The following is a 13,541-nucleotide window of genomic DNA, read 5'->3' as shown; positions in this document are numbered from 1 at the left end:
CGCTATCAGCCAAAGCTGACAGCAAGCTGAAAGAAAAAGTTTCCGCCTTTCAGGTCGCTGTCAGGATGACGATGCATGTTCCAGCCAGACAATAGTCAGAGGACACCGAGAATGAAATATCACGCCCTTGCAGCCGTCCTGTTTTGTGCCGGTCTCGGCGGCGGCATCGCGTTTGCCGAAGAAGACTGCGACGTGCCCATGGCAGACTGGCAGCCGCGAAACGTCATCCAGAAGATGGCGGAAGAGCGCGGCTGGACCGTCCGCAAGATCCGCACCGACGACGGTTGCTACCAGATCTTCGCAACCGACGCCTCCGGCAGGCAGATCGAGGTGAAGGTCAATCCTTCGAGCCTCGAGATCGTGGAAATGGAAAACGAAAGCCTCCGCGACCACAAGCGTGAGAGCCATGACGGCGATCGCGAAGAGGAGGAGGACGAAGATCACGTCGGCCTCCGCGGCGCTGCCGCCAGCGAGGCGGTTCCGACCCCGATCAAGGCAACGCCCCCGGCAAACGGCCTCTTCAAGACCGGGGCCACGCCGAAAGTGATCATCCAGTAACGAGCCGCTCCCCTTTTCTACCTCTTCGGCCGGCGGACCACCTCGGTGGTCCGCGGAATGGGCACCCCCTGCCCGCGGCCATCACACGCCATCATCCCTTCACGATCCATCACTGGAGACAAGACATGAACAAGATTGCATCCGCGCTTGCCCTCGCCGCCGTCGTCGCGACCCCCGCCATGGCGGAGGCCCGCCAGGTCACCTTCAAGACGCAGCTCAAGAGCTATGGCGGCAACGGCGCCTATGTCGTCATCTACGTGACCGACGCCTCCGGAAAGTATGCCGGCACGCTGTGGATGGCCGGCGGCAAGTCCAAGTACTACCGCCACCTGACCGACTGGCGCCGGCTGAGCGGCGGCAACCGCTCCGAGATCGACGGCATCACCGGTGCCAGCGTCGGCAGCGGGCAGACGCTCGGGATCACGCTCGACCTCGCCGACACGCTGATCGACGCCGGCTACGAGATCCACATCGATACCGCCGTCGAGGACATGCGCGAGAACCCCTCCGACGTGACCGTGCCGCTGACCTCCGCCGGGGCCGGCAAGCCCGTCAAGGGCCGCGGCTACGTGAAAGCCTTCACCTACAACATGTAACAGACCGGGACCTCTCGCAATGCTCCGTCACCTCCATTCCATTCCGGGCCTGATCGTCGCCCTCGTCGTCACCGTCATCGCAGCGACGGGCGCAATGCTGGCCGTCCTTCCCGCATGGGAACATGCCCGGTCGGCCGGGTCCTCGTCCGCGATCAGCGTCGCCGGTCTGGCCGAGGCGGTGGCGGAGAAATATCCGGGCGTCGAGCGCATCGAGCGCAAGCCCTCCGGCGCCGTCGTGGTCTACTATTTCGAAGGCGACGTTCCGGGTGCCGATGTCGTCGATCCCCGGACGGGCGACAAGATCGAGCCTTACGAGCCCTCGGGCTTCGCCCGGACCGTGACGCAGCTGCACCGCAGCTTCTTCGCGGGCAATGCCGGCCGCGTGACCGCCGGCGTCGGTGCCGCGGCGATGCTGCTGCTCAGCATCACCGGCATCATGCTGCTTGCGAGCCGGCTCGGCGGCTGGCGCAAGCTCTTCTCGCCGATCCGCGGCGACGGCATCAGGCGCTGGCACGCCGAACTCGGGCGCCTCGCGCTCCCCGGCCTCACCGTGTCCGCCCTGACCGGCCTCTACATGTCGCTCGCGACCTTCGGCATGATCTCCGACGGTTCGGACGCGGAACCCGACTTTCCCGACGCCGTCGCCGGCACGGAAGCCATGGCGATCAGCGACATCGCTCCGCTCAAGGCGACGAGCATCGACAATCTCCGGGAGCTGCGCTTTCCCTATCAGGGCGACCTCAACGACGCCTTCACGCTGACGACGGCCGACGGCATGGGCTATGTCGACCAGGCGACCGGCGAACTTCTGAACTACATGCCGAACGGCATGGTGAAGACGGTCTACGAGACCATCTTCATGCTGCATACGGGCCAGGGCCTGTGGTGGTTCGCCCTCCTCCTCGGTCCGTCGGCGCTCGCAGTTCCCTTCTTTGCCGCGACGGGCGTGCTGATCTGGTGGCGGCGGCGTGCCGCAACCCCGAAGATCGCCGATAATCACGGCGCGCAGTCCGCCGACACGGTGATCCTGGTCGGCAGCGAGGGCAACACGACCTGGGGCTTCGCCAAGACCCTGCACGAGGCGCTCACCGCCGCCGGTCACAAGGTCCACACCGGCGCCATGAACGACCTTGCCAAGTCCTACAAGCATGCCGAACGGATGTTCGTGCTGGCCGCCACCTATGGCGACGGCGCCGCTCCCGCCTCGGCCCGCCAGTTCCTCGACAAGCTCGAGGCGATTACGACGGCTCCGGCGTTTCCCGTCGCCGTGCTCGGCTTCGGCGACCGCCAGTTCCCCCGTTTCTGCGGCTTCGCCCGCGACGTCGAGGAAGCCCTCGTCGCCAAAGGCTGGCGTCAGTTCGCCCCGATCGCCACGATCGACCGCCAGTCGGCGCAGGAGTTCGCCCGCTGGGGCGATGAAATCGGCCAGCGCATCGGTACGCCGCTTTCGCTCGTCCACGTCGCCGCCCGCCCGAAGACGGCCCGCATGGTCCTCGTCGAGCGCATCGACTACGGCACTAAAGTGCAGGCTCCGACCTCGGTGCTCCGCTTTGCCGCGGCCCAAGGAGAGAGAAAGGGCCTTCTCGCCCGCCTCTTCCGCCGGTCCCTGCCGCGCTTTCATGCCGGCGACCTGGTCGGCATCCTGCCGCCCGGAAGCGACCTGCCGCGCTTTTATTCGCTCGCCAGTTCCTCGCGCGACGGCGTTCTGGAAATCTGCGTGCGCAAGCAGCCCGGCGGCCTCTGCTCCGGCTACCTTCACGGCCTGCGGCCCGGCGATGCGATCGAGGCCTTCGTCAAGCCGAATCCCGCCTTCCGTCCGCGCCGCGGCAAGGAGCCGCTGATCCTGATCGGTGCCGGCACCGGCATCGGCCCGCTCACCGGCTTCATCCGCAACAACAGCGGCCGGCGTCCGATCCACCTCTACTTCGGCGGACGCAGCCCGAATTCCGACTTCCTCTACCGCGAGGATCTCAGGATGTGGCTCACCGACCGCCGCCTCTCCGGTGTTCGGACAGCCTTCTCCCGCAGCGAGGAACGCGCCTATGTCCAGCACAAGCTCGCGGCCGATGCCGACGTGCTGCGCCACATGATCTCCCGCGGTGCGCAGGTCATGGTCTGCGGCGGTCGCGACATGGCCCAGGGCGTCGTCGCGGCACTGGAAAAGGTTCTCCACCCCCTCGGCCTCGATGTCGGAACCCTCAAGGAGCAAGGCCTCTATGTCGAAGACGTCTACTGACGCGACCGCGGCGGACGCCCCCCGCCGCCACGTACTGAACGGCACGACGATGGGCACGCGCTATTCGGCGATCTTCTACGGCCCGGATCGCGTCGATCCCGCCCTGCCCGCGGCGCTGTTTGCCGCCGTCGACACCGTGGACCGGCAGATGTCGAACTGGAAGTCGGAGTCCGACCTCTCCCGCCTCAACCGCGCACCCGTCGACGAATGGGTCGAGGTGCCGCAGGAAATGTTCGAGGTCCTGAAGACGGCGCTGCACATCGGCAAGCTCTCCGGTGGCGCCTTCGACATCGGCGTCGGCGATGCCGTCAACGCCTGGGGTTTCGGCCCCGGCGGACGGCAGGCGACCGATGCGGGCCTGGCACCGGCCTCCGGCGAACGGCCGGGTTCCGGCGAAGTGCTGGAACTCGATGTCGCCGCCTCGCGTGTGCGCAAGCACGCACCGCTCACGCTCGATCTGTGCGGCATCGCCAAGGGCTTCGGCGTCGACGAGATGGCGCGCTGCCTCGACCGCTTCGGCATCACCTCCTACCTCGTCGGCATCGACGGCGAGATGCGGGCGCGTGGCGAAAAGCCGGGGCGCGAGCCCTGGGCGGTCGCCGTCGAACGACCCGACCGGGAGCACCGCGACGTCCTCGGCGTCATGACACTGGAGGACGGCGCGATTGCAACCTCCGGGGATTACCGGCACTTCGCCGAGGTGAACGGCGAGATGGTCTCGCACACCATCGATCCGTCGGAAGGCCGGCCGGTGAAGAACCCGGTCGCCTCCGTCACCGTGCTTGCCCGCACCTGCATGGAGGCCGACGCACTCGCAACCGCGCTGATGGTGCTCGGCGAGAAGAAGGGCGTCGCATTCGCGCTTTCCCGTCAGCTCGACGCGCTCTTCGTCCTGCGGAAGGACGGCAAGCTCTCCGAGATCGGCCTCGGCCGCTTCGGCGGTGCCTGAGGAGCGGAGACCTCCGCCCTCACCCCCGCGTCTCGTAGGTGCCCATCACGCTCGCCTCGGCGAGCGCGTGCTTCTTCGCCTCCCGCCAGAGCTCGCCCACCTTCGCCGAACTCATCGGCGACAGCGTCGGCACGTCGAGCGCCGCAAGCCGGAAGAAATAGCGGTGGACGCCGTGGCCCGCCGGCGGCTGCGGCCCGTCATAGCGGGCGTGGCCGAAGTCGTTGGCGACAAAACGCGGCCGCCCGCCGGGCGCGGTATCGGCGCTCTCCTGCAGGGAGACCCAGTCGGCCGGAATGTTGAACATGCCGAGATGATGGAACGTGCCGTTCGGCGCATCGGGGTCTTCGATGACCAGCACGAAGCTGCGGGTTCCTTGCGGCACCCCGCTCCACTTCAGCGGCGGCATGATGTTTTCGCCGCGGCGCGCATGCTTGTCGGGGATTTTCTCGCCGTCGGCGAAGGCAGGGCTGATCAGGGTGAGAGGCATGTGAACACTCCTTTTCATCCGTTTGCAGGGTTCCGCCGGTCCGCCAGACACCACCGAGCCGCCGGTGCTCACCGGGCAGAACAACGTGCCGCCCGGCCATGTTCGCGTATCCGAGGCCAGGCTTCGTCAGCCGCCCCGGCCGATCTGCCGCGTGAGCTCGTGGAAGCTCGGAACCTCACCGCGCGCCGTGCACTTGCTTGCGAGAAGCAGAAAATGGATCGGAAAGGCGATTGCCTTGCGGCGGGATTCGGTATCTCCGTCGACATGGCTCTCGGCGACTGCGGTTCGTTCCGCCTTCTGCAAGGCGTCGTGCAATTCCTCGCGGTCGACCACGCCCTTGTCGACCAGTAGGTCGCAAAGAGCCGACAAGGCGAGGTAGAGGCCTTCGAGCTGCGGATTGGCGGTGTTCATCCTGTTTCCCCTTTTCGTCTCCGGGCCGGGCAGCGGGCCCGGGCGGCATGTCGCCGCCCGCATCACGACAACGCCGGGGTTGGCCCGTTTCGGTCGCCGGAATGATACGTATACCATGAAAACGCGCGAGTTGATCCTCGCACTCTCCCTTGCTGCCGGGGTCTTTGTCCGGGAACGACGTTACAGGCGTGGAGGCGCCGAAAGGCAGCGACTGGAGGCAACCTGTGTTCCGAGGACGGGGCGTTCTCTCGAAACACTGCGGCCTCCAGCCGCCGGGAGGAAGCGAGGGCCAAAGGTGGGGGAAGGACCGCAAGCTTCCAGCACACGCCGCCTTGCGTTGCGCCCGCAAAGCGACGCAACGGGTTAGTTGACAGCCGGCTCCCGGACGACGCGCCAGTTCGGACGGCCGAGGTCATACGGCCAGGGGTGGACCTCCTTGTCATTGAAGTAGACGACAGCCTCGAGCCTCGGGAATTCCGGACGCTTGACGGTCGCATCCTGCATCCACGAGCGCAGATAGTTGTCTCCGCCCTCGTAGCCGAACTCGGCGATCCATACCGGCTTGCCGTAGCCCTGAACGAGATCGTAGCCCTGCTTCACGCTTTCCGGGACGGTGCGTGGCGCTCCGTAGGCACGCTCGTCGTACCCCTCCAGCCCGAAGACCGAAAGACCGATATAGTCGGCGTAGTCGTCACCGGGGTAGTAGTTCTTGAGATTGGGCAAGCCCTTGGGCGACCACATGATCTTCGCCTGCGGAGCCTCCTTGCGGACGATGTCCATCATCCGGTGATAGGCGGTGAGATAGGACTGCGGGTCCCATCCGGCCCAGGAGAAGCGACCGGAGGTATCCTCCATCTCCTGCCCCCAGCGGACGATCACCGGGCTCTTCATCTGGCCGATGATCGCGGCGATCGTGCGCATGTTGACGTCATAATCGCCGTTCAGCACCTTCATCCGCAGTTGATTTGCGGTGAGCCGCCAATTGACGTCCCACGACCACGGTTCGATGGTGATCAGCAGCGTACGGTTTCTCGCCAGTGCGTATCCGTCCGCCGCCCTCAACGATTCCAGGTCGACGTCTTCCCAGGGCAGGAAGAGACCCTCGATGCCGAGGTCCTTCTGTTCGGCGAAGTCGCCGTGGGGATCATAGGCACCGAAGGTCAGCCCGCCGGGGTGAACGACCGGCCGCTTGTCCATGATGGACTGTACGGCGCTGCCCGCCATCCCGCCGGCATTCTGCGCCTGGCTCATCGGAACGGATGCGCCGGCCAGCAGCAGCACCATGGCGGTTGCTGCGAGTGCTTTCTGTTTCAGCGTTTTCATCGTGTTGTCCTTTCTCGTTCATCTCGTCGCGGCGAGTGTCTTCTTCAGGCGGGCGGCCTTTGGGCCGACCGTGTCTGCATCGACGAGCTTGCGGAACTCGTCGCTCGCGCGCGGCTTGGCATGACGGAAGACGTACCAGTTGCCGAACGGGTGACGTCGCTGGTAGATGGTGGCGCCGACCTTGGCGTGGCCGAAGCAGGTGGCGGCGCGGCCAGCGCCATCGGCGGCAGTCCACTTGGCGAAGATGCAGAGCTTGCCGTTGTCGTCGACGGCCCAGCGACCCTCGCCGAAGGACGGCTTGTTCTTCTCGTTCGTCCAGGCGACGAAACCATGCTGCCTGCCGTTGAAGCGGCCACCGCCGGTGTTCCAGGTCCAGGTCTTGTCACCATAGATCTGTGTGAGCTCGCGCGCGGTCAACGGCTCGACCTTCATCTTCGGCGCCCGCTCTCCCGCCGACACGGCGAAAGGCGAGACGAGGCCGAGCAACAGGCACGCGGCCGTTGCGGTTTTGAAGAATCCTTTCATTTGCACCCTCCTTTGAACACGACACACGGAGCGGCATTGCCCGGTGCTACACATCGGATTTCTCTGCTCCCGCAGCGCGCACGGCTTCGAAGCCGTGCCAGCGGATGCGCAAGCGCGTTACGGTTGTCTTGCCGGCGAAACCGGCTCCGGCGACGGTGAAACGGGTTTCCGTGAAGCTGACGACGTCCTGCCCGGAGGCAAGCGCCTCGATCGAGCCGACGCCGTGCCGACCGAGTTCCGCACCGCCGACGACGACGGCGAACACGGTGCTCGCGAGTGTCGCGGCAAGCCCGCGGGAAACCGGAATGGCTGCAAGCCCGTTCTCGATTGCGTGGCGCACCACGACCATCAGTCCGAGCAGCGCGTAGAGCGCGACGTTGATCCCGACGAAGAGATAGAAGCCCGCGGCAGAATTCTGCTGTGGCGCGAGTGCGATCGCCGCTGCGGATGCCACCGTCAGCACGGCATACGGCGTAATGACACGGACCGGCAGCAGGGCGCGCTCCTGCCTTCCTTTCGGCGTGATGCGGAAGTCGACGAAACTCCTGGCGATCGCATCGCGGACGGCGGCGATGACGCCCGCCAGCGACCACGGCCAGCGCAGAAGGATGAAGGCAATCCCCTCCCAGCCGAACAGTTTGGCGTCGTGCGGGCGGTAGGTCTCGGTCCGTCTCCAGAAGAAGGCCAGCACGATCAGCACCAGCGACAGCGGCGCGAAATGCAGGAGGAAGGCCGGATAGGTGACGTTGACGAAGACGCGTCCATCGACGAGCGCGACGAGCGGCAGCAGGAACATCAGCGCCATCATGCCCGAAAAGAGCGGATACCAGAGCTGCGAGAACAGGAACTGGAACTTGAGCCGCAGCGGCAGGCGCCGGACGAGCGGACGGGAATACTGCAACAGGATGGTGACGAGGCTTCGCGACCACTGGAATTCCTGGACGGCGAGGTCGGCGAAGGTTGCCGGCCCGTCGCCGTGGGCGATCGCGTCGAGCGCGTGCACGCCACGCCAGCCGGCGGCATTCATCATCAGCGTGGTCGAATGGTCTTCGGCGAGTTCCGGGCCGAGGCCGCCGATCTCCTTCAGCGCTTCCGTGCGCACCGCGTAATGCGAGCCGATGCAGAGCGGCGCCCAGCCGTTGTTGTAGCCGGCCTGCAGCGAGCCGTGCAGGCTCGCTTCGGCATAGAGGCGCCCGCGCGCCGCCCAGCTTTGCGCAGCATTGGCGTCGCAGATGCTCGGCGCCGAGACATAGCCGACCCGCGGGTCGGAAAAAGGTCGGATCACCTCCCGCAGGTAAGTGGGATCGGGCACGTGATCGGCATCGAACTGGGCGACGAATTCGTAGGCGTCATAGCCGTACTGATCGTAGAAATAGGCGAGATTGCCTTCCTTGCAGCGCGTGCGGCGCGGCCATTCGCTGCGGTGATAGGCCTCGACGCCCTTGCGGCTCGAAATCCGGATGCCGTGCTCCGCGCACCAGCGCCGGGTCTCCTCGTCGGGATCTTCGTCCGCCAGCCACACATCGAAGGAGAGTCCCTCCTGTGCCAGCATGGCGAGCAGGGTCTTCTGGACGACCTCGAAGGGTTCGGAGGGCGCCTTGGTGGCGACCATCGCCACCCGCCCCTGCGGTAGCGGTGCCGTCTTGCTCACCCGTCGGGCGCCGAGAAAGATGAAGATGAAATAGGCCGGCAGCAGCGTCACCCAGGCGACGACCAGCGTGACGATGAGCCAGGCGCCCCATCCGATCACATGGGCGGGATCGAGCCACCACGTCCAGAAGAAACCGAGCGCGACGAGCCAGGCGAGAATGCCCATCCAGTAGCCGAACCGGCGTCGGCCGGTGAAGATCGGCTCCATGATTGCGGGCGCCGCCGGCGCCTCCCTCTTGGTTCTCGTCAGGCCCTCGCTCATATCCGTGCCTCCAGGCCGAAGGTCGGGCAGGCGGTCCGTATGATCGTGTCGATGTCGGAGAGCTGCGGCCGGAAGCCCAGGCGTTCGCTCGCCCGGCCGGTTTCGGCAAAGAGGATCGGCGGGTCGCCCGGACGGCGCGGCCCGTATTCGACGGGCACGTTGCGGCCGGTGATGCGGCCGATCGCCTCGATGATCTCGCCGACGGACGTCCCTCGACCGGAGCCGAGATTGAGACGCAGCGTCTCTCCTCCGAAGAGAAGGTGATCCACCGCCGCGACATGCGCCTCGGCGAGATCGCTCACATGGATGAAGTCGCGCACACAGGTGCCGTCCGACGTCGGATAGTCCCGGCCGAAGACCTCGAAGTGCGGCAGGTGCCCGACGGCGGCGAGCAATGCCCGCGGAATGATGTGGGTCTCCGGATCGTGACGCTCGCGAAGCTCGCCGTCCGGATCGGCGCCGGCGGCATTGAAGTAGCGAAGCGCGACGAAGCGGACGCCGTGCGCGGCGGCGAAATCCTCGAGCATCATCTCGAAGACCAGCTTGGTGCGGCCATAGGGGTTGATCGGCACCTGCGGGCTTTCCTCGTCGATCGGCAGGCGCTCGGGCACACCGTAGGTCGCGCAGCTGCTCGAGAAGACGATGTTCGTCAGCCCCATGTCGAGGGCGGTCTCGAGCAGGGTGAGACCGCCGCCGACATTATTGGCGTAGTATTTGCGCGGGTTCTCGACGGACTCGCCGACATAGGCATCGGCCGCGCAATGGACGATGCAGGCCGGGGCGAATTCCTCGATCGCCCGGCGAAGGGTTCTGGCGTCGGCGACATCGCCGACCACCAGGGGCCCCCATCTGACCGCATCGGCGTGACCGGTGGAGAGATTGTCGTAGACCACGGGCTGGTAGGCGGCCCTGAAGAGCGCCTTGCTGATGTGGCTGCCGATGAAGCCAGCCCCTCCGGTGACGAGAACGGTGCGTGACATGTCAGACGGCCTCCATCGCCTTTCGGGCGTCCGCTTCGGTGCGTGAGAGCAGTGCGTCGAAGTAGCGGATCGTCTTCGCGAGCCCGGCTGTCAGCGGCACGCGTGGCGCCCAGCCGAGTTCTTCCGCCGCGAGGCTGATGTCGGGGCGCCGCTGCTTCGGATCGTCGACGACGGCCGGCAGATGCACGATCCGCGACCGCGATCCGGTGAGCTCGCGCACCATCTCGGCCAGGTGAATGACCGGGATTTCCGTCGGATTGCCGAGATTGATCGGGCCGGTTGAGCGGCCGTCGGCGCGGGCGAACCGCATGAAGGCTTCGACGAGATCGTCGACATAGCAGAGCGAGCGCGTCTGCCGCCCGTCGCCGTAGACGGTCATGTCCTTGTTCTGCAGCGCCTGGACGATGAAGTTCGACACCACGCGGCCGTCGTCGAGACGCATGCGCGGGCCGTAGGTGTTGAAGATGCGGGCGACACGGATGTCGACGCCGTATTTGCGATTGTAGTCGAAGAACAGCGTCTCGGCGCAGCGTTTGCCTTCGTCGTAGCAAGCGCGCGGGCCGATCGGATTGACGTTGCCGAGATAGCTCTCCCGCTGCGGATGCTGGAGCGGATCGCCATAGACCTCGGAGGTCGACGACTGCACGACGGTCGCGCCGGTGCGGCGTGCGAGATCAAGGGCGTTGACCGCGCCGATGACGCTGGTGAGCAGCGTCCCGACCGGATCGCGCTGGTAGTCGGGCGGGGAAGCCGGTGACGCGAAATTGAAGATCAGCGAGACATCGAAGTCATAGGGATTACGCACGTCCTGTTCGACGACGCGAAAACGGCTGTCTGCCATCAGATGCGCGACATTCTCGCGACGGCCGGTGAGGAAGTTGTCGGCACAGATCACGGTGTCGCCGGCGGCGAGCAGCCGTTCGCAGAGGTGAGAGCCCAGGAAACCGGCCCCACCATTGACCAGGACCACGCGCGGAACGGCCTGGGAGGCCATATCGAGCGACGGGGAAATACTCGGAAACAACTTGCGCATTGCACACACTCCCTCCGCCTGCGCTATCGATGAGAGCGCAGCGTGAAAACAACATCTTTGGAAAGGAAAGGAACTGGCGGAATTCTTGCGCGATCAGCTTGTACCGTCCACGCAAAACTCTTTGGCCGCCTCTCGTTTCATAGCAATTACGCGTCAATTTTAATAAATCGTCAATCTTTTTTAAGCATAAAGTACGAATTGATTACAGGTATTACTTAAGGATTACACTTGGTTGCTAACCCGCCTAACCCCCATGCCCCTCCGTCGACGCAGAGGGTTATCCACAGAATTTCCTAATATAGCGATATTCGGTAACCTTTGAGTGGGATAGTTAATCCGAAAGGGACATCATCAGCGTCGGAGGAATGAGGTGACGACGAACTTTTGGACCATCCTGAAGAGCCGCGCCCGCGGCACAGGGCTCATCGCTACGGTATGTGTGAGCGTGACCGTACCGACATCCTGCGCCTTCGTGGCGGGTGAGGACGCCCCACGCGCGCCGTTGGCACAACGCGGGGGAGTAATCCCCGGCACGACGCCGGTGGCAAAGGCCAGCTATGGCTATAGTGAGACCGTTCCGCTGGGACGCACGGCCGAAGCGCCGAGAAAGCCGGCTCCGGCCAAGGCCCAGATGACGAGCTATCTCGGATCCGCTCCCTATATCTGTTCGGCGAGCGGTTTCGGACGGAAGTCGCGCTGTTTCTTGCGCTAGCGACGCTGGATTTCCCGGCTAGTTCTGTCGTACGGCACCGCCGATACGGCCGGCGCCGAAGAAATAAGAGGCTGCCTCGGTGCGGTTCCGAACCTTCATCTTCTTGTAGATGTTCCGGACGTGCACCTTGACGGTGTTTTCGGAGAGCCCGAGACGGCCGGCGATGATCTTGTTCTGCGTGCCGTCGCAGATGAGGTCGAGGATCTGCACCTCGCGGGTGGTGAGCGCAGACGTACTACCCGTGGCAGACGCCTCATGGACGGGTCTGGTGGTGGCGACGAGCCGGCCGTCGAAGTCTGGGTCGACGGCAGATTGTGGCTCGCTGCTCAGGAGGTGCAGCAGGGCCGAAGGGAAATGCTCTCCCCCCTTGACCAGCAGTTCGACCGCGGCAACGAACACGTCCAGTCGCAGATTGGCCGGAAGAACCCCCGCGATCTCGCGGGACTCCGCCAGTGTCGCGAGCTGGCATTCGAGTTTGCTGATCGATTCCACCACGATGCCGACGGAGGTGTCGGAATTCTTGATCTTCAGCCGCTGCAAGACCGCCATTATGTCTTCGAACGGAAGACGATAGAGAAGGACGAGCGTCGCAAAACCCTCGACATCCTTCGTGACGGCGTCGTCACGCCCGTGAATGACCACGTCATAGCCCGGAAATTTCTTTGAAAGAACTTCCGCCAGGCATTCAGAGAGGAGGTCCTTCTTGGCGATCATGAGTATCGTTTGCGGACGAAGTTCACTCTTTGGGATATGCGCGGAGTGTGCCGCTCTCGTCTCCATCATCTGCATGGTCTGCTCCCTTTTCACACAATTACTCGGTACTCTCGGCCTTTGGGCACGCACGTCGCCCCCTCAGCTCTCTTATATTAGCAACAGACAATAATATGAATTGTCCGTAAAGAAAACGACTATATTGGGTTATATATTCGATGGAGCTAACCCTCATGGGTGAGACGAATACTGCGTCTGGAAGGCCCGAGCATTGTGACGGGAACAGCATATCGCAAAAACCCCCCAAATGCGCAGGGGCAACTTATACCTACTTTGGCGGGTCGACCGTGCGGAACAACCTAAAACGGGCTATTTTCCCTCGGCCACATGAAAGCAAAATCTCGGCATAAGTCCGGGCTCACTCAGTAGTGTTCCCCACATTCTTAGGGGATTTTTAACCGAAGACGCAGCCGGAGTAAACATGCACATGGTTTCCGGCGCGCTGGAACTGAGATGTTTACTGCCTCAGATCGAGACAAAAATCCGTAAGGACGCGATTGTGCTTCCTGCGGCTCGACGGCCGTCATGAAAGAACGAAATATTGCAAGTTATGCTTGCAAGTAACATTCGCCGGAACGACACCTGCGATGTGCTCTCCTGACACCCGCACGGGACCGCAAACGCCGCGCAACGCGGCATGAGGGAACAATCTGCGGCCGGAGCGGTCAGAGCATTTCCGGCTAATTTGGAGTCGTTCTGACGGCGCGAATTTGCGGCAAGATCAAGCAGAGACGCGAAGAGCATATCGATTGATACGGTCGAGCGGCTCTGCGCCGGTATTGGCGCAAAGATGCCTCCCTCACTTTTGCCATCGTTGCCCGCTTCGACGAAAATTCCCCAACAAAATCAATCCCCGCACCCCATTTTCATTCACCCCCTTCCGACCTGTCGTAGAATCACTGCCGTTCCGCCATCGGATACACCGGGCCATGCGAAGTCCGGCGAGGCGGGACCGGCGCCGGGGTGGACGACTGTCGCAGGTCGAAAGCTCCGGCCGCTGCAACGGTCTCCCTCCGCGGGAGGCGGAAGGCGAAACGGTCCGGACCGG

General features: G+C 64.3%; 13 protein-coding genes. 5 read left to right on the top strand and 8 right to left on the bottom strand.

The genetic code is table 11. The features are described 5' to 3' along the window. Window positions 1-111 precede the first annotated feature (111 nt). The 4 genes from NHF53_RS13455 (at window position 112) to NHF53_RS13440 (ending at window position 4,339) form a co-directional block, all read left to right on the top strand. The gene (locus NHF53_RS13455; protein WP_114364611.1) at window positions 112-558 is read left to right on the top strand and encodes a PepSY domain-containing protein; all 447 of its coding nucleotides are present in this window, start codon (window positions 112-114) and stop codon (window positions 556-558) included. Between the two features lie 125 nt (window positions 559-683). Continuing rightward, complete coding sequence (locus tag NHF53_RS13450; protein ID WP_114364612.1) at window positions 684-1,154, top strand: DUF2271 domain-containing protein; 471 nt, start codon at window positions 684-686, stop codon at window positions 1,152-1,154. 19 nt (window positions 1,155-1,173) lie between these two features. Continuing rightward, a complete protein-coding gene (locus NHF53_RS13445; RefSeq protein ID WP_252834601.1) occupies window positions 1,174-3,390 on the top strand; it encodes a PepSY domain-containing protein in 2,217 nt (738 codons plus the stop codon). Then, a complete protein-coding gene (locus NHF53_RS13440) occupies window positions 3,371-4,339 on the top strand; it encodes an FAD:protein FMN transferase (RefSeq protein ID WP_252834600.1) in 969 nt (322 codons plus the stop codon). The genes NHF53_RS13445 and NHF53_RS13440 overlap by 20 nt, the downstream gene beginning before the upstream one ends. 19 nt (window positions 4,340-4,358) lie before the next feature. Here NHF53_RS13440 and NHF53_RS13435 read toward each other — a convergent pair whose 3' ends face one another. The 7 genes from NHF53_RS13435 to NHF53_RS13405 form a co-directional block, all read right to left on the bottom strand. Then, window positions 4,359-4,826 carry a YbhB/YbcL family Raf kinase inhibitor-like protein gene (locus tag NHF53_RS13435; protein ID WP_114364614.1) on the bottom strand — a complete coding sequence of 156 codons (468 nt, stop codon included), beginning with the start codon at window positions 4,824-4,826 and terminating at the stop codon, window positions 4,359-4,361. A 126-nt stretch (window positions 4,827-4,952) separates the two neighbouring features. Further along, window positions 4,953-5,237, bottom strand: a complete 285-nt coding sequence (locus tag NHF53_RS13430; protein WP_252834599.1) for a hypothetical protein — start codon at window positions 5,235-5,237, stop codon at window positions 4,953-4,955. Between the two features lie 363 nt (window positions 5,238-5,600). Then, window positions 5,601-6,560: a glycoside hydrolase family 26 protein gene (locus NHF53_RS13425; RefSeq protein ID WP_252834598.1), complete on the bottom strand. Its 960-nt coding sequence runs from the start codon at window positions 6,558-6,560 to the stop codon at window positions 5,601-5,603. An 18-nt stretch (window positions 6,561-6,578) separates the two neighbouring features. Next, window positions 6,579-7,085, bottom strand: coding sequence for a DUF995 domain-containing protein (locus NHF53_RS13420; RefSeq protein WP_114364617.1), 507 nt, complete (start codon window positions 7,083-7,085; stop codon window positions 6,579-6,581). Window positions 7,086-7,131: 46 nt separating this feature from the next. Continuing rightward, window positions 7,132-8,997 (bottom strand): glycosyltransferase family 2 protein, encoded by a 1,866-nt coding sequence (locus NHF53_RS13415; RefSeq protein ID WP_374591106.1) that lies wholly within the window; start codon window positions 8,995-8,997, stop codon window positions 7,132-7,134. Then, window positions 8,994-9,977, bottom strand: a complete 984-nt coding sequence (gene galE / locus NHF53_RS13410) for a UDP-glucose 4-epimerase GalE (RefSeq protein WP_252834597.1) — start codon at window positions 9,975-9,977, stop codon at window positions 8,994-8,996. Before galE ends, NHF53_RS13415 begins: the two co-directional genes overlap by 4 nt. A 1-nt stretch (window position 9,978) precedes the next feature. Further along, the gene (locus tag NHF53_RS13405) at window positions 9,979-10,971 is read right to left on the bottom strand and encodes a UDP-glucuronic acid decarboxylase family protein (protein WP_252834976.1); all 993 of its coding nucleotides are present in this window, start codon (window positions 10,969-10,971) and stop codon (window positions 9,979-9,981) included. Between the two features lie 409 nt (window positions 10,972-11,380). Between NHF53_RS13405 and NHF53_RS13400 the strand changes: the two genes are divergently transcribed. Continuing rightward, entirely contained in the window at window positions 11,381-11,722 is a 342-nt protein-coding gene (locus NHF53_RS13400; RefSeq protein ID WP_252834596.1) for a hypothetical protein, read from the top strand. An 18-nt stretch (window positions 11,723-11,740) separates the two neighbouring features. On the opposite strand, the gene NHF53_RS13395 is transcribed toward NHF53_RS13400, so the two are convergent. Continuing rightward, complete coding sequence (locus NHF53_RS13395) at window positions 11,741-12,511, bottom strand: LuxR C-terminal-related transcriptional regulator (protein ID WP_374591103.1); 771 nt, start codon at window positions 12,509-12,511, stop codon at window positions 11,741-11,743. Window positions 12,512-13,541: the final 1,030 nt, after the last annotated feature.

The organism is Ciceribacter sp. RN22 (assembly GCF_024054295.1).
In the GTDB taxonomy this organism is placed as follows: domain Bacteria; phylum Pseudomonadota; class Alphaproteobacteria; order Rhizobiales; family Rhizobiaceae; genus Allorhizobium; species Allorhizobium lividum.
Note: the sequence above shows the minus strand (reverse complement) of the source record. Positions and strands in the feature narration are given on the sequence as shown.